This is a genomic window from Pseudomonas sp. Marseille-Q1929, from assembly GCF_017316265.1.
GTDB lineage: Bacteria > Pseudomonadota > Gammaproteobacteria > Pseudomonadales > Pseudomonadaceae > Aquipseudomonas.
The window spans coordinates 228,355-250,918 of record NZ_JAFLWU010000001.1 but is presented as its reverse complement, the minus strand read 5'-3'; the positions used below and the strand labels follow the sequence as shown (position 1 = coordinate 250,918).

The window sequence follows — 22,564 nt, the reverse complement described above, 5'->3', positions numbered from 1 at the left end:
CGCGATTTTCACCGTGGCAAGGATCCCCATCCCGGAAACGGCTTACTGCTCGAGTGCTGCAGGTGCATTCCTACAGTATTCGGAAACGAAAAAATATAGACAAGAATGACGGCTGTCAAAGGTCGAAAGTGAACCATTGGTCACTTTCAAACTATTGATCGGGTGAATGATCACGCTTGTAACAATGTGTGTGTACGGCGAAGCGTGCGCAGTAGAGCGTTTTGCGCGGGGTTGGCCTAGAATTGGCCATCTGTTTGCCACGCCTGGAGCCAGCATGACCCCTGCATTGGACCTGTTGAAAAAAGTTCGCGCCGAACATCGTATCCACAGTTATGAACATGATCCCAAGGCGGCTTCGTATGGCCTGGAGGCCGCGGAGAAGTTGGCGCTGGATCCGTCGCAGGTGTTCAAGACCTTGCTGGCCAGCAGTGAGAAGGGCGAATTATTGGTGGCGGTGGTGCCGGTCGTCGGAAGTCTGGATTTAAAGGCTTTGGCTCATGCGGCGGGGGTTAAAAAAGTTGAAATGGCGGATCCAGCGGCGGCGCAGCGCTCTACCGGTTACTTGCTGGGCGGGATCAGCCCGCTGGGGCAGAAGAAGCGCTTGCGTACATTTATCGACGAGACGGCGCAGCCGTTCGCGACGATTTTTGTGAGTGCTGGGAGAAGGGGGCTGGAGGTTGAGCTGCCGGCAGCGGTGCTGGCGGAGCATACCCAGGCCAAATTTGCGCCGATTGGGCGGGCCTGATCACTGCATCTGAAACCTATACAAAACCAATGTGGGAGCTGGCTTGCCTGCGATAGCGGTATGCCAGTCGATATATTTTTGACTGACATACCGCTATCGCAGGCAAGCCAGCTCCCACATTTTTTTGATCCGGTTTTGTCAGTGGGCAGCGCTGTAACGGCGTACGCCTGAGTCGGATTGAGGGATTTGCGCCGCCACACTTCCTGACGCCTGGAACAGTACGAGGTGTTCAGCCGCCACCCGAATCCCCACGTCCGCCCCCACCTGATGATCGGCATGGCTTGGGAAAATCGACTCCAGCTGTGCACCGGTCGGCAGTTGCAGGCGGTACAGGGTCGATGCGCCGAGGAAGGTCTTGCCCACGATCCGCGCTTTCAAGGCGCTGTCTGGCGCGTAGACGATGTCATCGGGGCGCAGCAATACATCCACGGCGCTACCGGTTGGCCAAGGGTAGGCCCGGTTCCCGCGCAGGTCGCCCAGTTCGGTGCTGACCGACTCCGGCGAACTCAATTGGCCACGGATGAAATAACCCTGGCCGATAAAGCTCGCGACATAGGTTGTCTGCGGTTCGTGATAGAGGTTGTAGGGCGTGTCCCATTGCTCCAGGCGGCCTTCCTTGAAGACGCCGACCTGGTCACTCACGGCGAAGGCTTCTTCCTGGTCATGGGTGACGAGGATCGCACTGGTGCCGCGAGTCTTGAGGATGTCGCGCACTTCGTGGCTGAGCTTGCGCCGCAGTTCGCCGTCGAGGTTGGAGAACGGCTCATCCAGCAGCAGCAGTTGCGGTTCCGGCGCCAGGGCGCGGGCGAGGGCAACGCGTTGTTGCTGGCCGCCGGAAAGCTCGTGGGGGAAGCGTTTGCCCAGGTTCTTCAGGTTGACCAGCTCCAGCAGTTCGGCGACCACGCGGTCTTTTTGCGGGTGCTTGCGAATGCCGAAGGCGATGTTGTCCGCCACGCTGAGGTGGGGAAACAGCGCGTAGTCCTGGAACACCATGCCGATGCGACGTTTCTCCGGTGCCAGGGTGAAACCGGCGCTGGAGATCACTTCGCCCGCCAGGCTGATTTCCCCTTCGTGTACCGGCTCAAACCCGGCGATTGCCCGCAGGGTGGTGGTCTTGCCGCAGCCCGACGAGCCCAGCAGGCAGCCGATGTCGCCGGCGTTGAGGTGCAGATTGAGGTTCTGCACCACCCGTTGATCTTGATAGCCGCATGCCAGATTGCGCAGGTTCAGCAGGAATGGCTGGCTCATGCGTGGTGGTACGACGGGGGCACGAGGAATTCGAGCAGGGCCTTTTGCGCATGCAGGCGGTTTTCGGCCTGGTCCCAGGCGACCGAACGGGTGTCGTCCAGCAGGTCGAGGCTGATTTCTTCACCACGGTGGGCCGGCAGGCAGTGCATGAACAGCACATCCGGTGCGGCCAGGTCGAGCAGGGCGCGGGTCACCTGGAACGGCGCGAACAAGGCCAGGCGCTTGGCGGTTTCTTCTTCCTGGCCCATGGAGGTCCAGACGTCGGTACTCACCAGGTGTGCACCGATCACCGCATCGCGTGGGTCGCGTACGACGGTGACGCGATCGCCGGCCTGTGCCAGGAAGCGTGGGTCAGGCTCGTAGCCTTCCGGGCAGGCAACGCGCAGTTGGAAGTCGAACTGGATCGCTGCTTCTATATAGCTGTTGCACATGTTGTTGCCGTCGCCGATCCAGGCCACGGTCTTGCCCTGGATCGAACCGCGATGCTCAAGGAAGGTTTGCATATCGGCCAGCAACTGGCACGGGTGCAGGTCATCGGACAGGCCGTTGATCACCGGAACGCGGGAGTGGGCGGCAAATTCGGTCACGGTGCTGTGGGCAAAGGTGCGGATCATCACCGCATCGAGCATGCTCGACATCACGATGGCGCTGTCGGCAACGGTCTCGCCACGGCCCAGTTGGGTATCGCGCGATGACAGGAAGATGGCTTGGCCGCCCAGTTGGATCATGCCGGCTTCAAAAGACACGCGGGTGCGGGTCGAGGATTTTTCGAAAATCATCCCGAGCACGCGGTTTTTCAAAGGCTCGAACAGTACGCCGCGGTTACGCAGGTCTTTAAGCTCAATGCCTCGACGGATCACGCTGACCAGCTCTTCGGGCGTGCAATCCATCAGGGAGAGAAAGTGCCTTGCGCTCATCATTAACTACCTTTTTGCAACAGACCGCAGATACTCAAAGCCTTGTTTATTGTGACAACGGGCGAGACCTGCGGCGAAAGCCGCACGGGGCGACGAAATAGGGGAAGGCGCGATATTGACATTAAATGTCGCGTCTTACCAATAGGGGCTACGTTTTTAGGGGTGTTCAAGAAGGGCGCCTGAGCGCTTTTGAAGACGAATTCCTGACAGCAGCGAGCCATTTGTACACTGGCCCCGCAACCTTTTGCAATCCGCTGGGGCGGGCCTGGGGCGGGTTGTGTCGGTTTCAGCGGCGATATCGGAAGTTTCTGAAACATTTACTCATGCTTACCCATGGCTTGGCCTGATGTCCGTCGATTCACGGGACGAACCTTGGTGGCGCCCCAGCCGGTCGCGGCCCATAGTGGAATCAAAGCCCTAATAAAGAGACTGGCCATGACCAAGACTCTCCATCACCGTGCCTGCCATCTGTGCGAAGCCATCTGCGGCCTGACCCTGGAAACCACGCGCGCCCACGACGGCAGCCTGGCGATCACCTCGATCAAGGGTGACCCGCTGGACACGTTCAGCCGTGGCCATATCTGCCCCAAGGCCGTGGCGTTGCAGGACATCCAAAATGACCCGGATCGCCTGCACCAACCGATGTTGCGCGTGGGCAGCGAATGGCAGCCGATCCCGTGGGACGATGCGTTCAAGCTTGTAGCCGAGCGTATGGCAGGTATTCAGGCCCGGCATGGGCAGAATGCGGTGGCGGTGTATCAAGGCAACCCCAGCGTGCACAACTATGGGCTGATGACCCACAGCAACTACTTCCTGGGCCAGCTCAAGACGCGCAGCCGGTTCTCCGCGACCTCGGTGGACCAGTTGCCCCATCACCTCACCAGCTACCTGATGTACGGACATGGCTTGTTATTGCCGATCCCGGACATCGACCACACCGACTTCATGTTGATCCTGGGCGGCAACCCGCTGGCGTCCAATGGCAGCATCATGACCGTGCCTGATGTGGAGAAACGCCTGAAAGCCATCCAGGCCCGGGGTGGCAAGGTGGTGGTGGTCGATCCACGGCGCAGTGAGACGGCGGCGATGGCCGACCAGCATCTGTTCGTGCGTCCTGGTGGGGATGCGGCGTTGTTGTTCGCCGTGCTCAACACGTTGTTTAGCGAAAACCTGACCCGTGCCAGTCATTTGCCCGTCGAAGGCCTGGAGGATGTGCGACGCGCCATTGCCGGGTTTACCGCCGAGGCCATGAGCCGCCAATGTGCAGTGCCGGCCGAGCAGATCCGCCAGTTGGCGCGGGACTTTGCGGCGGCGGACAAGGCCGTGTGTTACGGGCGCATGGGGGTTTCGACCCAGGCGTTCGGCACGCTGTGCCATTGGCTGGTGCAGTTGATCAACCTGGTCACCGGTAACCTGGATCGGGTCGGTGGTGCGTTGTGCACGTCGCCAGCGGTGGACCTGGTGGCGTCTACCGGCGGCGGGCATTTCAATCGCTGGCAGAGCCGGGTTTCCGGGCGCCCGGAGTATGGCGGCGAGTTGCCGGTGTCGGCCTTGGCTGAAGAGATGCTGACGGAAGGCGAAGGGCAAATCCGCGCGCTGGTGACCGTCGCCGGTAACCCGGTGTTGTCCACGCCGAACGGTCGTCAGTTGGAACAGGCTTTGGATGGCTTGGAATTCATGGTCAGCATCGACCTCTATATCAACGAGACCACGCGTTACGCAGACTTGATCCTGCCGTCCACGTCGGCTCTGGAAAACGATCACTACGACACCACGTTCAATATGTTCGCCGTGCGTAATGTCACCCGTTTCAATCGCGCGATCCTGCCCAAGCCGCCAGGCGCGTTGCATGACTGGGAGATCTTTGTCGGCTTGGCCCAGGCATTCGCCGCGCAGACGGGGGCAGCGCTCAAGCCGACCATGGCACCGGCGCAGATGATCGACTACGGGCTACGGGCCGGGGCGTACGGTGATGCGTCCGAGCACAAGCTGTCCGTCGCGATGCTGGCCGATCACCCCCATGGCATGGATCTGGGGCCGCTCAGGGCCAACCTTGCCCAGCGTCTGAAAACCGCGGATGGCAAGGTGCAGGCGGCGCCAGCGGTGATCCTTGCCGACCTGGCGCGGTTTGCCGCGCAGCCGCTGCCGGTAGCTGACGAACTGTTGTTGATCGGGCGCCGGCATGTGCGCAGCAATAATTCCTGGATGCACAACTATCACCGCTTGGTGAAGGGCAAGCCGCGGCATCAGTTGCTGATGCATCCAGATGACCTGTCCAGCCGGCAGTTGAGCGATGGCCAGCGGGTGCGCGTGAGTTCACGCATCGGCATGATCGAGGTGGAAGTGCTGGCCAGCCTGGACATGATGCCCGGCGTGGTCAGCCTGCCCCACGGCTGGGGCCATGGCCGCCCGGGCGTGCAGATGAGCATTGCCAGCGGGCAGCCGGGGGCGAGCGCGAACGACTTGACCGACGAACGGCAATTGGACGAGTTGTCGGGCAACGCTGCGCTTAATGGCGTTCCGGTGCAGGTCGCAGCTGCCTGAGCACCCGGCTGGAATTTTGCGTTACAATGCGCCACCGTGCCGACCTGTGAGTCGCAAAGTTCCAGCCGAGGTGTTCCATGGATATCATCGAAACGATCAAAGAGCAGATTGCTGCCAACACCATTCTGCTTTACATGAAGGGCGCACCTAACGCTCCTCAGTGCGGTTTCTCCGCGAAGGCGTCCCAGGCCATCATGGCGTGTGGCGAGAAATTCGCTTACGTGGATATCCTGCAAAACCCTGAAATCCGCGCCAACCTGCCGAAGTACGCCAACTGGCCTACGTTCCCACAACTGTGGGTGGCCGGTGAGCTGGTCGGCGGTAGCGACATCATCGTTGAGATGGCGGCTGATGGTTCGCTGCAAACGCTGATCAAAGAAGCAGCGGCCAATGCGGCGGCCAAGACCGACGCTTGATTCGTATGCAATAAAAAGCCCCGCTTCTCGTGAGAGAGCGGGGCTTTTTTATACCTGAGTACTGAGGGCTTATTCGCCCATCTGCGATTGCAGGTAGTTTTCCAGACTGACTTTATCGATCAGGCCCAGCTGGGTTTCCAGCCAGTCGATGTGTTCTTCCTGGTCTTCCAGGATGTCTTCCAGCAGTTCGCGGCTGCCGAAGTCGCCCTTGGTTTCGCAGTGAGCGATGGCGGCCTTGAGGTCGCTGTGGCTCTTCTGCTCGAACTTGAGGTCGCTGCTGATCATTTCCTGGGTGTGCTCGCCGATGTTCAGCTTGCCCAGGTCCTGCACGTTCGGCAGGCCTTCCAGGAACAGGATGCGCTTGATCAGCGCGTCGGCGTCCTTCATGGCCTTGATGGATTCTTTGTATTCACGCTTGCCGAGCTTTTCCAGGCCCCAATCGTCATACATGCGCGCATGCAGGAAGTACTGATTGATCGCGACCAGTTCATTGGCAAGGATTTTGTTGAGTTGCTGGATGACTGAGATGTCGCCTTTCATGACTGGGGTCCTGCCCTGTAATCGCTGTGTATAGGGCGGAGTTTGAGCGGCGAAAACCTTAGTGTCAAACCTAAGTTATTGAATAATAAATGAAAATTAATCGGAATAAGAATGTTTGTGTTCCGCGTCTTGGCGCTAACTAATTGAATTGCGGGCATAAAAAAACCGGACACTAAGTCCGGTTCTTTAAAACACGCCTATTTAAGCGTGTGTAAATTCTGCTGAATAGGGGATCGCGGCCTGGGCTGTTTGCAGCTGCGTCAGGGTTTCCCGTACCACTTGCTTGGCGAGGCAGGCACATTTACCGCACTGGCTGGCAACGCCGGTGGTTTCACGCACTTCCTTGTAGCTGCAGCAACCTTCGTAGATTGCTTCGCGGATTTGTCCGTCGGTGACGCCAGTACAGAGGCAGACATACATAAGGGAGAACCGTCGCGGGTTTAAGGCTTAAGTGCGGTGGATCTTAATGTTAACGAGAATGATTGTCAAAGTAGATTCGTAGGGTATTCGCTGGCGGCGTGCCCGCACTGACGAACGGTTTTTTCAGTGTATGATGGCCGGTCTTCACGAAGCGTGACTGCGTCACAGGGCTGTCGCTTATACGCGACAGACTGGGCCGGTCCTTTTACTTCAATCGTCACCCTTACATCAGGAGATACCCAATGAGCGTACTCGTCGGCAAACAAGCCCCGGATTTCGACGTACCAGCCGTCCTCGGCAATGGCGAAATCGTTGACAGCTTCAAGCTGTCTGAAGCCATCAAAGGCAAATACGGCCTGGTGTTCTTCTACCCGCTGGACTTCACCTTCGTCTGCCCTTCGGAGCTGATCGCTCTGGACCACCGCATGGACGATTTCAAGGCGCGCAACGTTGAAGTGGTAGCCGTTTCCATCGACTCCCATTTCACCCACAACGCCTGGCGCAACACTGCCATCAATGATGGCGGCATCGGCAAAGTCAAATACACCATGGCTGCCGACATGAAGCACGACATCGCCAAGGCCTACGACGTTGAGTCCGAAGGCGGCGTGGCGTTCCGTGGCGCATTCCTGATCGATGACAAGGGCGTTGTGCGCTCCCAGATCATCAACGACCTGCCACTGGGCCGTAACATGGAAGAGCTGATCCGCCTGGTCGACGCCCTGCAATTCCACGAAGAGCACGGCGAAGTCTGCCCAGCCAACTGGAAAAAAGGCGACAAAGGCATGAACGCTTCGCCAGAAGGCGTTGCGGCTTACCTGACCGAGAACGCTGGCAAGCTGTAAGCCAGAGTCGCGGTACAAAAAAACCGGCCTGAGAAGGCCGGTTTTTTTATGCTCGGGAAATGGCTTCAGTCGCCGAAATCTTCCCAGCCGCCCATCTGCTTCCAGCGATTGACGATGCCGCAGAACAGGTCGGCCGTCTTCTCGGTGTCGTAGCGCGCCGAGTGGGCTTCGCGACCGTCAAAGTCGATACCGGCTGCCTGGCAGGCTTTGGCCAGTACGGTCTGACCGTAAGCCAGGCCGGCGAGGGTGGCGGTGTCGAAGCTGGAGAACGGGTGGAACGGGTTGCGCTTCATGTCCAGCCGCGCCACGGCGGCGTTCAGGAAGCCCAGGTCGAAGCTGCTGTTGTGCCCGACCAGGATCGCGCGTTTGCAGCCATTGGCTTTCAACGCCTTGCGCACGCCACGGAAGATATCGGTCAGTGCGGCCTCTTCACTCACGGCCATGCGCAGTGGGTGATCGAGCTTGATCCCGGTGAATTCCAAAGCGGCTGCTTCGATGTTCGCGCCTTCAAACGGCTCGACGCGGAAGAAGTGGGTGTGTTCCGGGAACACAAAACCCTGCTCATCCATGCCGATGGTGGTTGCGGCAATTTCCAGCAACGCGTCGGTGGCGCAATTGAAACCACCGGTTTCTACGTCGATGACAACCGGCAGATAGCCGCGAAACCGCTCGGCCATCGGGTGACGGGAACCGCCACCACTGTGCTCGTGTTCGTCGTCGTAATGGTCTTCACTCACTTGCTTTCCTCCAGCAGGCGCCAGCGCAGTGTTTCACCGGCGCGCAGCGGGATAACAGTCAGCTCGCCAAATGGCAGGCTGGCAGGGGCGGTCCAGTCTTCACGGACCAGGGTGATGCGGTCGGTGTTCGCCGGCAGGCCGTAGAAACGCGGGCCGTTGAGGCTGGCAAACCCTTCAAGCTTGTCCAGGGCGTTGCGCTGTTCGAACGCTTCGGCGTACAGCTCAATCGCCGCATAGGCGGTGTAGCAACCGGCACAGCCGCACGCGGCTTCCTTGGCGTGCTGGGCGTGGGGCGCCGAGTCGGTGCCGAGGAAGAACTTCGGGTTACCGCTGGTCGCCGCATCCAGCAACGCCACCTGGTGGGTGTTGCGCTTGAGGATCGGCAGGCAATAGAAGTGCGGTCGAATCCCGCCCACCAGCATGTGGTTGCGGTTGTACAGCAGGTGATGGGCGGTGATGGTCGCGCCGACGTTGGCCGAAGCCTCAGTGACGAACTGCACGGCATCGGCGGTGGTGATGTGTTCGAACACCACCTTGAGGGTCGGGAACAGCTCGACCACACGGCGCATATGCTCGTCGATGAAGATCTTCTCGCGGTCGAACACGTCCACGTCGCCACGGGTGACTTCACCGTGGATCAGCAGCGGCATGCCGACGTCGGCCATGGCTTCGATGGCCGGCAGGATCTTGTCGATACTGGTCACGCCGGAATCGGAGTTGGTGGTCGCGCCAGCCGGGTACAGCTTGGCGGCGTGCACGTAGCCACTGGCCTTGGCTTCACGAATCTCTTCGGGCTGGGTGCGGTCGGTGAGGTAGAGCACCATCAGCGGTTCGAAGCGGCTGCCGGCCGGCCGCGCAGCGAGGATACGCTGGCGATAGGCGTCGGCTTCAGCGGCATTACGCACCGGAGGTACCAGGTTAGGCATGATGATGGCGCGGCCAAACGTGCGCGCAACATCGGCCACGGTTTGGGGCAACGCAGCACCATCGCGAAGATGAATATGCCAGTCGTCGGGACGCAGCAGGGTCAGGCGGTCGGACATTGGGGATTCCAGGCGGGTCAATCTGGTGGGAATGCTACCGGAAAAGACTCTTGCAGGCACTCGCTATCAAGTTTTGCAGGATGCATCCGATAGCCTTTCGTATGCCTTATCGATGTATGACGCTTTGAAGTGTTGTAGAAACCAGTGGAGCCTCCCGTGCGCCAGCAATATCTAGCCCTGCTCAGTGTGTTCGCCAGCCTGCCTGCGATGGCCCTCACGTTCCAGACACGTCTGGAGAATATTGAGTGGAAGGTGGAGGGCGACAAGTTTGAGTGCCGTCTGACCCAGCCGATCACCGATTTCGGTTCGGGTGAGTTCGTGCGCCGGGCGGGCGAGCAGGCGACGTTTCGTCTGAAAGCCTATGGCGGATCGCTGGGGGCAGGTTCTGCGACCTTGTTGGCCGCCGCTGCACCCTGGCAGCCGGGCCGAGGTGATATCAACCTGGGTGCGGTGCGTGCCGGCAGTGGCGATGTGTTGTTCAACAGTTCCCAGGCCCAAGCGGGGCGGCTGTTCAATGGCTTGCTCGAGGGCCGCTCGCCGACGGTTCGGCATTACGGGCGTGAAGGTGGCTACTCGGAAATCCGCCTGTTGCCGGTGCGCTTCAACAAAGCCTACAGCGACTATCAGCTGTGTACCGCCAAGTTGCTGCCGATGAACTACGACCAGGTCAAGCAGACTGAGGTCGGCTTCCCCGGTGGCGGCATCGAGCTGGACGCAGCAGCCAAGCAGAAGCTGGCGGTGATCCTTGAATTCATGAAGGCTGACCCTACCGTCAACCACATCGAGCTCAATGGCCATTCGGACAATAGCGGCAATCGCCTGACCAATCGCGATGTTTCGCGTCGGCGCGCCTTGGCGGTCATGGAGTACTTCAAGGCCAACGGCATCCAGGAGTCGCAGGTCACCCTGCGTTTCCACGGCGAAAGCTACCCGCTGGCGCCCAACACCAATGCCGCCAACCGCGCGCGCAACCGCCGGGTCAATATTCAGCTGGAACGGGTGGCAGCCCCCGAGAAACCGGCGCCCACGGCCACCGGGCCGAGCAACCCAGCCGCCACCTCCTGACGTGCGACCATCGGTCGCTCGTTCGACATAATCTGTCGCTTTATCTTCATTTGCTGTCGCGCCCCTGTAATTTCACGGTTTTGATCGGTAGAATCGTCGCCTTTCCGTACAACCCCGTGGAGTGATGGCATGGCCGACGTAAACAAGGTCGTTCTCGCGTATTCCGGCGGCCTGGACACTTCGGTGATCCTCAAGTGGCTGCAGGATACTTATAACTGTGAAGTGGTGACCTTCACCGCTGACCTGGGTCAGGGCGAAGAGGTCGAACCTGCACGTGCCAAGGCGCAAGCCATGGGCGTGAAAGAGATCTACATTGACGACCTGCGCGAAGAATTCGTCCGCGATTTCGTTTTCCCGATGTTTCGCGCCAACACCGTCTACGAAGGCGAGTACCTGCTGGGTACCTCCATCGCACGTCCGCTGATCGCCAAGCGCCTGATCGAAATCGCCAACGAAACCGGCGCTGACGCCATTTCCCATGGCGCCACCGGCAAAGGCAACGACCAGGTGCGTTTCGAACTGGGCGCCTACGCCCTCAAGCCAGGCGTGAAAGTGATTGCCCCTTGGCGTGAATGGGACCTGCTGTCCCGTGAAAAGCTGATGGATTACGCTGAAAAGCACGCAATCCCGATCGAGCGTCACGGCAAGAAGAAGTCCCCGTACTCGATGGATGCCAACTTGCTGCACATCTCCTATGAAGGTGGCGTGCTGGAAGACACCTGGACCGAGCACGAAGAAGACATGTGGAAATGGACCGTCTCCCCGGAGAACGCTCCAGACAAGCCGCAGTACCTGGAACTGACCTACCGCAACGGCGACATCGTCGCGCTGGACGGCGTCGAGATGACCCCGGCCACCGTGCTGGCGACCCTGAACCGTATCGGTGGCGAACACGGCATCGGCCGCCTCGACATCGTCGAGAACCGTTACGTGGGCATGAAGTCCCGTGGCTGCTACGAAACCCCGGGCGGCACCATCATGCTGCGCGCTCACCGTGCTATCGAGTCCATCACCCTGGATCGCGAAGTGGCTCACCTCAAAGACGAGTTGATGCCCAAGTACGCCAGCCTGATCTACACCGGCTACTGGTGGAGCCCTGAGCGTCTGATGCTGCAACAGATGATCGACGCCTCCCAGGCCCACGTGAACGGCGTTGTGCGCCTGAAGCTGTACAAGGGCAACGTGATCGTCACCGGTCGCAAGTCCGATGAGTCGCTGTTCGACGCCAACATCGCGACCTTCGAAGAAGACGGCGGTGCCTACAACCAGGCGGACGCAGCGGGCTTTATCAAGTTGAACGCATTGCGCATGCGCATCGCGGCCAACAAAGGTCGCAAGTTGTTCTGAATGCCCGTGACGCTTTAAGAGAGGCCCCTTGTTAAAGGGGCCTTTTTTTTGCCTGTTAAAAAATCAAGGCAATAGCGCGTGTTGGCGGCGTTTATTGATGTTTAAAGAATGTTGAATAGTTAGCGTTTGTGAAGTTTTGTGGGTGTAGGAAATTGTTCTGGAGGCGGCGTATTAAAAGGAGAATGAATTATTTACACCGAAGTAGGAACTATGTCTTACAGAAGATTCACTCATGTAAGCGTGACATGGGTGTTTCTGAGAGAAATATCTGTAGGAAATTATGATGTAAGTGAATGTGTTTAAGGGAACTGAAATGATAGGGTTTTTCTTGCCGGCTTACCTGCGCGAAGGCAACAAGCAAGGGGCATTTGCTGAAAGTCATGTGCGCTACCTTCACCGCTTGCCCCGTACCCGTTGGATATTTCATTCAAATTGTGTGAGGGTCCAGAAAAGTCTGAAAGCCCCCATAAAACTCGATACATCCGAATCAGTGTTTTTTTGTAGGCTTATTCCTATATCGTTGTGGCTTGGGTCTCTGCTTGCTGTTACTCAGGGGGGAACGCTATGCCAACTAGGAAACGACTAGGCTATTGTGCTTGCTCTGAATAATTCGAACAGCGAAATTGGACTTTCCTTATGAATAAAGTGCTGATCGTGGATGATCATCCCGTCATTCGTCTTGCTGTGCGTATGCTAATGGAGCGTCATGGTTATGAGGTCGTTGCCGAGACCGATAACGGTGTCGATGCGTTGCAACTTGCGCGGGAGCATATGCCGGACATCGTCATACTGGATATTGGAATTCCCAAGCTCGATGGGCTGGAAGTTATTTGCCGGCTTTCCTCCGTCAAACAGCCAGCTCCGTTCAAGGTGCTGGTGCTGACGTCCCAGGCGCCTGGCCATTTCTCCATGCGTTGCATGCAGGCTGGCGCTGCGGGTTACGTCTGCAAGCAGCAGGACTTGACCGAGTTGTTGAGCGCCATCAAGGCGGTGCTCTCCGGCTACAGCTATTTCCCAAACCAGGCGTTGAATTCGGTGCGCTCAACCATGGGCAACGCGAGTGAGGCCGACATGGTCGAGCGCCTTTCGGGCCGGGAGATGATGGTGCTGCAGCAGTTGGCACGCGGCAAAACCAACAAGGAAATCGCCGACGGCATGTTCCTGAGCAACAAGACCGTCAGTACCTACAAGACGCGTTTGCTGCTCAAGCTCAATGCACGCTCGCTGGTAGACCTGATTGAGTTGGCGCAACGCAACGGGCTCGTATAGGGGAGGGTGCAACAACTCATGTGATATCCGGCCAGTGAGCCAGCTAGAAAAAAGCCTCCGTCAGGGAGGCTTCTGGTCGTCAACGGGCAGGTCAGAGGTCGAAGTCGTAATCGGCCAGTTGTTTTTGCAAGCGTCGCTCTTCCAGAAGATTGTCGATAGTGCGACGTTTGCTTAGATTGGTCTTGGCTACCTCCGCAACGGGGGCTTCGCCATCGTCATCCGATTCCGCAACGAGTTCGTCTTCTACATCCAGTTGTTCTTTGCCAGTGCTCATAAGGTTCACTCCGGGCTAAGACTGCCGTTGGCGCTCCTTATAACGATAATCCATGAATGGGTAAAAAAGATTTTTTCAATCGACTGATCGAAAAAAACAATGATTACTCAATCGTCGGACGTCTTGTCCTTGTATTCACACAGGTCTTCGATGCGACAGCTGCCGCAGCGTGGCTTGCGTGCCTGGCAAACATAGCGCCCATGCAGGATCAACCAGTGGTGGGAGTCGAGCAGGTAGGGCTTGGGCACGAACTTCATCAACTGGGTTTCCACCTCCACCACATTCTTGCCGCGGGCGATGCCCGTCCGGTTGCTGACCCGGAAAATGTGGGTGTCCACCGCCATGGTCAACTGGCGGAATGCCGTATTGAGTACAACGTTGGCGGTTTTGCGGCCTACGCCTGGCAGCGCTTCCAGGGCTTCGCGGGTTTGCGGCACTTCACTGCCGTGCAACTCCACCAGCATCCGGCAGGTCTCGATGACATTCTTGGCCTTGCTGTTGTAAAGGCCAATCGTCTTGATGTATTCGGACAAGCCATCGACGCCCAGGGCATGGATCGCCTCCGGTGTATTCGCCACCGGGTACAGCTTGGCCGTGGCCTTATTCACGCCCACATCGGTGGATTGTGCCGACAGAATAACCGCAATCAACAACTCGAACGGCGAAGAGTAGGCCAGTTCGGTTTTCGGTTCTGGATTGTCTTCGTGAAACCTGCGGAAAATTTCCAGGCGTTTTACGGCGTTCATGGGGCAGGCAATTCCTTGCAGACGGTCGGCGTAATGGTGAAAAGAGGTTCCAGGCACGGGGCCCTATGAGCAACAACCTCAACAGGATAGAGGTCAGGCGCCGACATGGGTATCGACCTGGCGCTGCACCTCTTCCAGTTTGTGTTGCGCCGCAGCCAGCGCTTCTGCGCCGACGCCCGGTTGGCGCTGCAACTTGCTGACCTCCGCGCGGGCGTAGGCCAGGGCGGTTTTCAGCTGGCGCAGTTGGGCATCAATGGGGCGTTTTTCCACGCGCTGCAAGTCGGGGCGGGGTTGCTCGGAGATCGCCTCGACGTGATGCAGGGCGTGCTCGGCAGCGGTCAATGCCGCGCTGAGCGTTGCCAGCTGTTGCTCGTCGGCGCACTGCTCTTGAGCCTTTTTCAACTCGGCGCGCCGCATGGCCAACTGGATTTTTGCACGCTTGAGCTCGGGGTCTTTGTTGGCCGGGAGCGGCGGCGGGCTGCTCGCTTCCAGCGCCGCAAGTGCCTGCTCCGCACCTTCGAACTGTTGTTGCAGGATGATCAGTTGCGATTGTTGCTCAAACGTTGGCGGGTGGCCGAAGGCTTTCAAGGATTTGTGTAGTTGCGCACGGCTCATGGCGACGCCGATCTTGGCTTTCTTGATTGCTGCATCCGAGGCCGCTTGCCCGGTATCTGCGTGGGCCGTGTGCGTCGGCACCGCGCGCTTGGCTCGTGCCAGGCGCTCAGCCAGCAGGCGTTGTTCTTCGCGCTGCAAGCGCGCGTTGCGCTGTTCATAACGCCGCCGCGCCCGGTCACGCTTGAGGCTGCGTGCGTGCTGCTCGTGTTCGTTGGCCGCCAACCCGCCCACCATTGGCACCAGGTTGACCAGCGGCCGCATATCAATGCAGTCGACCGGGCAAGGCGCGACGCACAGGTCGCAACCCGTGCACTCGTCACTGATCACCGTGTGCATCAGTTTGGCGGCACCCACGATGGCGTCTACCGGGCACGCCTGGATGCATTTGGTGCAGCCGATGCACTCGGCTTCGCGGATGTAGGCGACCTGGGCTGGGGCTTCGCCACGGCTGGTGTCCAGCGTCAGCACGGGGACGCTCAGCAGGTGTGCCAGGCCGATGATCGTTTCCTGCCCACCCGGCGGGCATTTGTTGATCGCCTCGCCTTTAGCGATGCCTTCGGCGTAAGGCTTGCAGCCCGGGTGCCCGCATTTGCCGCATTGGGTCTGCGGCAGCAGCGCGTCGATACGTTGAATGAGGTTCATGCTGGGATCATTGGCATGCCGGCTAGACAAACAGAGCCTGATTATCCGGCAAGCGAGAAGAGGGGACTAGCGCAAAAGCCCTGTCGCCGAAACGACAGGGTTGTTTTGCAGGCTTACTTGATGCGTTGACCTGGCTTGGCGCCGCTGTCAGGGCTAAGCAGGTAGATTTCTTCACCGCCAGGGCCCGCCGCCATCACCATGCCTTCGGAAATACCGAATTTCATTTTCCGAGGCTTGAGGTTGGCAATCATCATGGTCAGGCGACCATTCAGCTTGGACGGGTCCGGGTAGGCGCTCTTGATCCCGGAGAACACGTTGCGCTGTTCGTCACCGATATCCAATGTCAGGCGCAGCAGCTTGTCGGCACCTTCCACGGCTTCGGCCTTGATGATCAGCGCGACACGCAGGTCCACGGCGGCGAAAGCGTCAAAGTCGATTTCCGCCGAGATCGGGTCTTTTACCAATTCACCATTGCCTGCGGGTGCAGCCGAACCGGTGTCGGTCTGGCTGGCGACCAGGTCTTCTTTCGAAGCGTCGGTCATGGCCTGGACTTTTACCGGGTCGATCCGGGTCATCAGTGGCTTGAACTCGTTCAACTGATGGTTGCTGAGCAGGCTGGCGTGGTCGTTCCAGGTCAGCGGCGCGACGTTGAGGAACGCCTCGGCGTCGGCGGCCAGCAGTGGCAGCACCGGCTTGAGGAAGATCACCAATTGGCGGAACAGGTTGACGCCCGTGGCGCAGATCGCCTGGACTTCAGCCTGCTTGCCTTCCTGTTTGTTCAACGACCACGGTGCCTTGTCGGCGATCCAGGCGTTGGCGCGGTCGGCCAGGCCCATGATCTCGCGCATGGCGCGGGCAAAGTCACGGGCCTCGTAAGCGTCGGCGATGCTTGGCGCGGCGGCCAGGAACGCGTCGGTCAGCTCTGGCGCAGCGTTCTCGGCCACCAGCACACCGGCGTTGCCCTTGTGGATAAACCCGGCGCAACGGCTGGCGATGTTGACGACTTTGCCCACGAGGTCCGAGTTGACCTTCTGTACGAAGTCTTCCAGGTTCAGGTCCAGGTCATCGACGCCACGGCCCAGCTTGGAGGCGTAGTAGTAGCGCAGGTATTCCGGCGACAGGTGGTCCAGGTAGGTGCGCGCCTTGATAAAGGTGCCACGGGACTTGGACATCTTCTGGCCGTTGACCGTCAGGTAGCCGTGCACGGCAATGGCGGTCGGCTTGCGGTAGCCCGAGCCTTCGAGCATCGCTGGCCAGAACAAGGCGTGGAAATTGACGATGTCCTTGCCGATGAAGTGGTACAGCTCGGCGGTGGAATCCTTGTTCCAGAACGCGTCGAAGTCCAGCTCCGGCGTGCGATCGCACAGGTTCTTGAAGCTGGCCATGTAGCCGATTGGCGCATCCAGCCACACATAGAAGTACTTGCCCGGCTCGCCTGGGATCTCGAAGCCGAAGTACGGCGCATCGCGGGAGATGTCCCACTGTTGCAGGCCGCTGTCGAGCCATTCGGCGAGCTTGTTGGCCACGGCGTCTTGCAGGGTGCCGCTGCGGGTCCAGGTTTGCAGCATCTGCTGGAAATCCGGGAGTTTGAAGAAGAAGTGCTGGGAATCCTTGAGCACCGGGGTGGCACCGGAAATCGCCGACTTCGGATCCTTCAGTTCGGTTGGTGCGTAGGTTGCACCGCATTTTTCGCAGTTGTCGCCGTACTGGTCTTCGGTGCCGCATTTCGGGCAGGTGCCCTTGATGAAGCGGTCGGCCAGGAACATTTTCTTTTCCGGGTCGAAGTACTGGGTGACCGACCGCTGGTCGATATGCCCTGCTTCTTTCAACCGCAGGTAGATCTGGCTCGACAGCTCGCGGTTTTCTTCGGAGTGGGTCGAGTGGAAGTTGTCGAAGTCCACCAGGAACTCGGCAAAGTCGGCGCTGTGTTCAGCCTGCACGTTGGCGATCAGTTGTTCCGGGGTGATGCCTTCCTTTTCGGCGCGCAACATGATGGCCGAACCGTGGGCGTCGTCCGCGCAGACATAAATGCATTGGTTGCCGCGATGCTTCTGGAAGCGCACCCACATATCGGTCTGGATGTACTCAAGCATATGGCCAAGATGGATGGAACCATTGGCATAGGGCAGGGCGCTGGTGACGAGGATCTTGCGTGGCTCGGACATGGGGCTCGGCTACTTGATGAAACGGAGGTCGGCCACTATAAAGCGCCGGGAAATATATTTCACCCCGTGGAGCTGTTTCAGCATCTTCCCGGCCTGCGAAAGCATGCCGCTGACGGGCGGGAACGGTTAGGATAGCCGCCTGTTTCAGTCAGTCTTTTTTCGGGAGTAGCCCATGAGCGCCGTCAATCGCGCAGCGGTGGAAGCCGTTCTTCGCCAGTACACCGACCCTTATTTGAACCAGGACCCGGTCAGTGCCGGCTGTGTACGTGCCATCGAGGTACAGGGCGACCAGGTGTCGGTCCAGCTGGAGCTGGGCTATGCCGCAGGCCTGTTCAAGAACGGCTGGGCGCAGATGCTGCAAATGGCTATCGAAGGCCTGGACGGCGTGCGCTCGGCCAAGGTCGATATCCAGTGTGTGATTGCGCCGCACAAGGCCCAAGCGCAGATCCCGGGGCTGGCCAACGTCAAGAACGTCGTTGCCGTCGCCTCTGGCAAGGGCGGCGTGGGCAAATCCACCACCGCGGCCAACCTGGCCCTGGCGCTGGCCCGTGAAGGCGCACGCGTGGGCATCCTCGACGCCGATATCTACGGCCCGAGCCAGGGCGTGATGTTCGGCATCGCCGAAGGCACGCGGCCCAAGGTCAAGGACCAGAAGTGGTTTGTGCCGATCGAGTCCCACGGGGTGGAAGTCATGTCCATGGCCTTCCTCACCGACGACAACACGCCGATGGTCTGGCGCGGGCCGATGGTCTCCGGGGCCTTGCTGCAACTGGTTACCCAGACGGCCTGGGGCGATTTGGACTACCTGGTGATCGACATGCCGCCAGGCACCGGTGATATCCAGCTGACCCTGGCACAGAAAGTCCCGGTGGCCGGTTCGGTGATCGTCACGACGCCGCAGGACCTGGCCCTGCTCGATGCCAAGAAAGGCGTGGAGATGTTCCGCAAGGTCAATATCCCGGTGCTGGGCGTTGTCGAAAACATGGCGGTGCACATCTGCTCCAACTGCGGCCACGCCGAGCATCTGTTCGGTGAGGGCGGCGGTGAGAAACTGGCCACCCAATATGGTGTTGAACTGCTGGCCTCGCTACCGCTGTCGATGCTGATTCGCGAGCAGGCTGACGGTGGCAAGCCCACTGTTGTGGCCGAGCCTGACAGCCAGATTGCCATGATCTATCAGGAACTGGCCCGTCATGTGGGCGCACGCATCGTCTTGCAGGAAGCGGCGGCGCCGGCAATGCCGACGATTACTGTCAGCGACGACTAAGCGGTGTGAAGGGGAAAAGCCTCGACAGTGTCGGGGCTTTTTCATGCCCGCAAGATGCCCAGAACGTGGCCGTTACGCTTTTGCGCAATTGCTCGTGTAAGCATTTGCTTACTTTTTCGTAAGTGTTTGGTTTTTTTACCGGACATGTACGTCCCGAAACGCTGAAGGTTTTTTATAAGACGTTGAAAAATAACAATTAATTAAATCTTGTTGAGGGCCTTTGTGTGTCAGTCCATGGGTTGGATCCCGTTGAACTTCCCTTGGAAGTCTCTAAGATCAGCCCTGTGTCCACGGATTGACACAGCCATCAAGGAACGATGGTTTGAAGGAACGTCGCAGGATGCGATTCATCAGGATGATGAAAAGGAATACAGGGACTAGGGAAAAAATGTGGGCGGGTCATACCGCCCCTTTTTTTGCCTGCAAAAAAGTCCCCGGACGCAAAAAAGGCCCCTAAGGGCCTTTTTTTGTTTGGCGGCGGCGCTGTTAGCGCTCGAGGTCTTTGATCTTGCCTTTGACGCCATCCCACTCTGCTGCATCCGGCAGCGAGTCTTTCTTCTCAGTGATGTTCGGCCAGATTTCCGCCAGCTCGACGTTCAACTGAATAAATTCCTGCATCTCTGCCGGGACTTCGTCCTCGGAGAAAATCGCGACGGCCGGGCATTCTGGTTCACACAGGGCGCAGTCGATGCACTCATCCGGGTGGATGACCAGGAAGTTCGGGCCTTCGTAGAAGCAGTCCACCGGACATACTTCCACGCAGTCGGTGTACTTGCACTTGATGCAGTTGTCGGTGACGACGAAGGTCATTTCTAATTCTCTCCTCAGGCGGCGGCAGCGAAACCCTTTGTGGCAGGGCTCGCGAGGTTCGGGAGCGATAGTCTGCAGGCCAGGCTAAAAAGCCCGCAGCATCCCAAACCGCGCGAGAGTCTACCAGCTTGCAAGCGCCAGCGTTATATCCGAACCTTCAGTGCATATAACATTTCGAGCGCTTTACGCGGCGTCAAGTCATCCAGGTCAAGCTTTGCCAACTCTTCCAGCACCGGATGGGGCAGGGTGGCGAACATATCGCTCTGGTGCGGTGCGGCGCTTTTGCTCGCGGCCTTGGCTGGGCTGGCGACCACGGTTTCATGGGGCAATGCCGTGGTTTCCAGGCGACTGAGGTGCTCGCGGGCCCGGCTGATCACAATGTTCGGCACGCCAGCCAGTTGTGCCACGGCCAAGCCGTAACTCTGGCTGGCCGGCCCAGGCAACACGTGGTGCAGGAACACGATGCGCTCGTTGTGCTCAGTGGCATTGAGATGCACGTTGGCCACCAGCGGCTCGCTTTCCGGCAATACGGTCAGTTCGAAATAGTGGGTGGCGAACAGCGTGTAGGCCCGCAGGTGCGCCAAGCGCTCGGCCGCCGCCCATGCCAGGGACAGGCCATCGAAGGTGCTCGTGCCGCGACCGACCTCGTCCATCAGCACCAGGCTGCGCTCGGTGGCGTTGTGCAGGATATTGGCGGTTTCGCTCATTTCCACCATAAAGGTCGAACGGCCACCGGCCAGGTCATCGCTGGAACCGATCCGGGTGAAAATCCGGTCCACCAGCGACAACTCGCAACTGGCCGCCGGCACGAAGCTGCCGATATGCGCCAGCAGCACGATCAATGCGGTCTGACGCATGTAGGTGGATTTACCGCCCATGTTCGGACCGGTGATCACCAGCATGCGGGTGTCATCGTCCAGCGACAGGTCGTTGGCGACGAACGGTGTGGTCAGTACTTGCTCGACGACCGGGTGGCGGCCTTGCACGATGCGCATGCACGGCTCGCTGACAAAACGCGGGCAGTTCAGGTCAAGGTTCAGCGCTCGCTCGGCGAGGTTGCTCAGCACATCCAGCTCGGCCAGGGCGGCGGCGGTGTCTTGCAGCGGTGCCAGTTGGCCGATGAGGTCTTCGAGCAAGGCTTCATACAGCATCTTCTCCCGAGCGAGGGCACGGCTCTTGGCCGACAGCGCCTTGTCTTCGAACTCCTTGAGCTCCGGGGTGATAAAGCGCTCGGCACCCTTGAGGGTCTGGCGACGCTGATAGTCGATCGGCGCCGACTCGGCCTGCTTGCTCGGCAATTCGATGAAGTAGCCGTGCACGCGGTTGTAGCCGACTTTCAAGTTGGCCAGGCCGGTACGGGCTTTCTCGCGGGCTTCCAGGTCAATCAGGAACTGCCCGGCGTTTTCGCTGAGGGATTGCAGCTCGTCCAGCTCGCTGTCGTAACCGGTCTTCAACACACCGCCGTCACGGATAATCGCCGGTGGGTTGTCGATGATGGCTTTTTCCAACAGCGCCGCCAGTTCCGGGTAGGTGCTGGTGGTCACGGCCAACTGCTGCAGGTGCGGCGTGTCCAGTTCGGTCATCGCCGCTTGCAATTGCGGCAGGGCGCCGAGGGCATCGCGCAGGCGCGCCAGATCGCGGGGCCGCGCATTGCGCAGGCCAATTCGCGCGAGGATGCGCTCGATATCGCCGATTTCCTTCAACTGCGGTTGCAGTTTCTCAAAGCGATAGCCGTCCAGCAGGCAGGTAATAGAAGACTGACGCGCCTGCAGCACGCTCAAGTCCCGTAGCGGACGGTTCAGCCAACGGGTCAGCAAGCGGCTACCCATGGCGGTTTGGCAACGGTCTACCACCGATTGCAGGGTGTTATCGCGCCCGCCGGACAGGTTGGTGTCCAGCTCCAGGTTGCGCCGGCTGGCGCCATCCAGCACCACGGTATCGTCCAGGCGCTCATGGCGCAGGGCGCGCAAATGCGGCAGGGCGGTACGCTGGGTTTCCTTGGCGTAGCCGAGCAGGCAACCGGCGGCGCCGATGGCCAGGGTCAGGGTTTCGCAACCAAAGCCCTTCAGGTCCTGCACGGAGAACTGCTGGCATAGACTTTTCAGCGCCGAGTCACGTTCAAAGTCCCACGGCGCGCGACGCTTGGCCCCACGACGTTTTTCCGCTGGCAGATCCTTTGGCCAATCATCCGGGATCAACAACTCCACCGGATTGATACGTTCCAACTCGGCCAGCAGGTTTTCCCACCCCTTGATCTCCAGCACGCTGAAATTGCCGCTGGTGATGTCCAGCACCGACAGGCCGAACAAACGCTCATCGCCCAACACTGCGGCAATCAGGTTATCGCGACGCTCATCCAGCAACGCCTCATCACTCACCGTCCCCGGCGTAATAATGCGCACCACCTGGCGTTCCACCGGCCCCTTGCTGGTGGCCGGGTCGCCGATCTGCTCGCAAATCACCACCGACTCGCCCAGCTTCACCAGCTTGACCAGATAACCTTCCAACGAATGGTAAGGAATCCCACACATCGGAATCGACTGCCCAGCCGATTGCCCACGGGCGGTCAGGGTGATGTCCAGCAGCTTGGCGGCCTTCTTCGCGTCTTCGTAGAAGATCTCGTAGAAGTCGCCCATGCGGTAGAACATCAACTGATCAGGGTGCTGGTTTTTCAGGCGCCAGTACTGCTGCATCATCGGGGTGTGGGAGGACAAGTCGGAAGTGTTTTTACTCATTGGATAGTAGGCAAATTCGTTAAAAGGAGTGGGGCAAAGGGGGCGCTTGGCCCAGCTGATTTTGCGATGGCAGCAAGGTTAACACGCGAGGTCGGGGCTTCGCAGGTCACAAGCGGATAGCTGCACAGGCGCGATGAAAGCAAACAATATGCGGATTAGCATTTGCCAAGCCAA

General features: G+C 59.2%; 20 protein-coding genes. 8 read left to right on the top strand and 12 right to left on the bottom strand.

Going from position 1 to position 22,564, the window contains the following annotated elements; translation table 11 throughout:
- Positions 1-274 precede the first annotated feature (274 nt).
- Positions 275-745, top strand: a complete 471-nt coding sequence (ybaK, locus tag J1G37_RS01185; protein ID WP_207039892.1) for a Cys-tRNA(Pro) deacylase — start codon at positions 275-277, stop codon at positions 743-745.
- Positions 746-883: 138 nt separating this feature from the next.
- Here the strand turns inward: ybaK and J1G37_RS01180 are convergent, their stop codons facing one another.
- A complete protein-coding gene (locus J1G37_RS01180) occupies positions 884-1,993 on the bottom strand; it encodes an ABC transporter ATP-binding protein (RefSeq protein WP_207039891.1) in 1,110 nt (369 codons plus the stop codon).
- Complete coding sequence (argF, locus tag J1G37_RS01175) at positions 1,990-2,910, bottom strand: ornithine carbamoyltransferase (protein ID WP_207039890.1); 921 nt, start codon at positions 2,908-2,910, stop codon at positions 1,990-1,992. Before argF ends, J1G37_RS01180 begins: the two co-directional genes overlap by 4 nt.
- A 435-nt stretch (positions 2,911-3,345) precedes the next feature.
- Between argF and J1G37_RS01170 the strand changes: the two genes are divergently transcribed.
- Both J1G37_RS01170 and grxD read left to right on the top strand, forming a co-directional pair.
- The gene (locus tag J1G37_RS01170; RefSeq protein ID WP_207039889.1) at positions 3,346-5,454 is read left to right on the top strand and encodes a molybdopterin oxidoreductase family protein; all 2,109 of its coding nucleotides are present in this window, start codon (positions 3,346-3,348) and stop codon (positions 5,452-5,454) included.
- A 77-nt stretch (positions 5,455-5,531) separates the two neighbouring features.
- Positions 5,532-5,870 (top strand): Grx4 family monothiol glutaredoxin, encoded by a 339-nt coding sequence (gene grxD / locus J1G37_RS01165; RefSeq protein ID WP_135287643.1) that lies wholly within the window; start codon positions 5,532-5,534, stop codon positions 5,868-5,870.
- Between the two features lie 69 nt (positions 5,871-5,939).
- On the opposite strand, the gene bfr is transcribed toward grxD, so the two are convergent.
- Together bfr and J1G37_RS01155 are read right to left on the bottom strand one after the other, a co-directional pair.
- Positions 5,940-6,410, bottom strand: a complete 471-nt coding sequence (gene bfr / locus J1G37_RS01160) for a bacterioferritin (protein ID WP_017738288.1) — start codon at positions 6,408-6,410, stop codon at positions 5,940-5,942.
- A gap of 201 nt (positions 6,411-6,611) precedes the next feature.
- Entirely contained in the window at positions 6,612-6,830 is a 219-nt protein-coding gene (locus J1G37_RS01155) for a bacterioferritin-associated ferredoxin (protein ID WP_003208706.1), read from the bottom strand.
- 242 nt (positions 6,831-7,072) lie between these two features.
- Between J1G37_RS01155 and J1G37_RS01150 the strand changes: the two genes are divergently transcribed.
- Positions 7,073-7,675 carry a peroxiredoxin gene (locus J1G37_RS01150; RefSeq protein ID WP_003172097.1) on the top strand — a complete coding sequence of 201 codons (603 nt, stop codon included), beginning with the start codon at positions 7,073-7,075 and terminating at the stop codon, positions 7,673-7,675.
- A gap of 65 nt (positions 7,676-7,740) precedes the next feature.
- On the opposite strand, the gene rnt is transcribed toward J1G37_RS01150, so the two are convergent.
- Positions 7,741-8,412, bottom strand: coding sequence for a ribonuclease T (gene rnt / locus J1G37_RS01145; protein ID WP_017738287.1), 672 nt, complete (start codon positions 8,410-8,412; stop codon positions 7,741-7,743).
- The gene (gene pyrC, locus J1G37_RS01140; protein ID WP_207039888.1) at positions 8,409-9,455 is read right to left on the bottom strand and encodes a dihydroorotase; all 1,047 of its coding nucleotides are present in this window, start codon (positions 9,453-9,455) and stop codon (positions 8,409-8,411) included. Before pyrC ends, rnt begins: the two co-directional genes overlap by 4 nt.
- A 156-nt stretch (positions 9,456-9,611) precedes the next feature.
- On the opposite strand from pyrC, the gene J1G37_RS01135 reads away from it, so the two are divergent.
- The 3 genes from J1G37_RS01135 (at position 9,612) to J1G37_RS01125 (ending at position 13,136) form a co-directional block, all read left to right on the top strand.
- A complete protein-coding gene (locus J1G37_RS01135) occupies positions 9,612-10,520 on the top strand; it encodes an OmpA family protein (protein WP_207039887.1) in 909 nt (302 codons plus the stop codon).
- 129 nt (positions 10,521-10,649) lie between these two features.
- Positions 10,650-11,867, top strand: a complete 1,218-nt coding sequence (locus tag J1G37_RS01130) for an argininosuccinate synthase (protein ID WP_017738284.1) — start codon at positions 10,650-10,652, stop codon at positions 11,865-11,867.
- Positions 11,868-12,503: 636 nt separating this feature from the next.
- Positions 12,504-13,136, top strand: coding sequence for a response regulator transcription factor (locus J1G37_RS01125; RefSeq protein ID WP_122719714.1), 633 nt, complete (start codon positions 12,504-12,506; stop codon positions 13,134-13,136).
- 91 nt (positions 13,137-13,227) lie between these two features.
- On the opposite strand, the gene J1G37_RS01120 is transcribed toward J1G37_RS01125, so the two are convergent.
- From J1G37_RS01120 to metG, 4 genes are all read right to left on the bottom strand, one after another.
- Positions 13,228-13,410, bottom strand: a complete 183-nt coding sequence (locus J1G37_RS01120; protein WP_207039886.1) for a hypothetical protein — start codon at positions 13,408-13,410, stop codon at positions 13,228-13,230.
- A gap of 107 nt (positions 13,411-13,517) precedes the next feature.
- A complete protein-coding gene (gene nth / locus J1G37_RS01115) occupies positions 13,518-14,156 on the bottom strand; it encodes an endonuclease III (protein ID WP_207039885.1) in 639 nt (212 codons plus the stop codon).
- A 93-nt stretch (positions 14,157-14,249) separates the two neighbouring features.
- The gene (rsxB, locus tag J1G37_RS01110; protein ID WP_277990628.1) at positions 14,250-15,443 is read right to left on the bottom strand and encodes an electron transport complex subunit RsxB; all 1,194 of its coding nucleotides are present in this window, start codon (positions 15,441-15,443) and stop codon (positions 14,250-14,252) included.
- An 83-nt stretch (positions 15,444-15,526) separates the two neighbouring features.
- Positions 15,527-17,578 (bottom strand): methionine--tRNA ligase, encoded by a 2,052-nt coding sequence (gene metG, locus J1G37_RS01105; RefSeq protein ID WP_207039883.1) that lies wholly within the window; start codon positions 17,576-17,578, stop codon positions 15,527-15,529.
- Between the two features lie 172 nt (positions 17,579-17,750).
- Between metG and apbC the strand changes: the two genes are divergently transcribed.
- Positions 17,751-18,845, top strand: a complete 1,095-nt coding sequence (gene apbC, locus J1G37_RS01100) for an iron-sulfur cluster carrier protein ApbC (protein WP_207039882.1) — start codon at positions 17,751-17,753, stop codon at positions 18,843-18,845.
- Between the two features lie 486 nt (positions 18,846-19,331).
- Here the strand turns inward: apbC and fdxA are convergent, their stop codons facing one another.
- Both fdxA and mutS read right to left on the bottom strand, forming a co-directional pair.
- A complete protein-coding gene (gene fdxA / locus J1G37_RS01095; protein WP_017738276.1) occupies positions 19,332-19,655 on the bottom strand; it encodes a ferredoxin FdxA in 324 nt (107 codons plus the stop codon).
- 143 nt (positions 19,656-19,798) lie between these two features.
- Positions 19,799-22,390 carry a DNA mismatch repair protein MutS gene (mutS, locus tag J1G37_RS01090; RefSeq protein ID WP_207039881.1) on the bottom strand — a complete coding sequence of 864 codons (2,592 nt, stop codon included), beginning with the start codon at positions 22,388-22,390 and terminating at the stop codon, positions 19,799-19,801.
- Positions 22,391-22,564 lie beyond the last annotated feature (174 nt).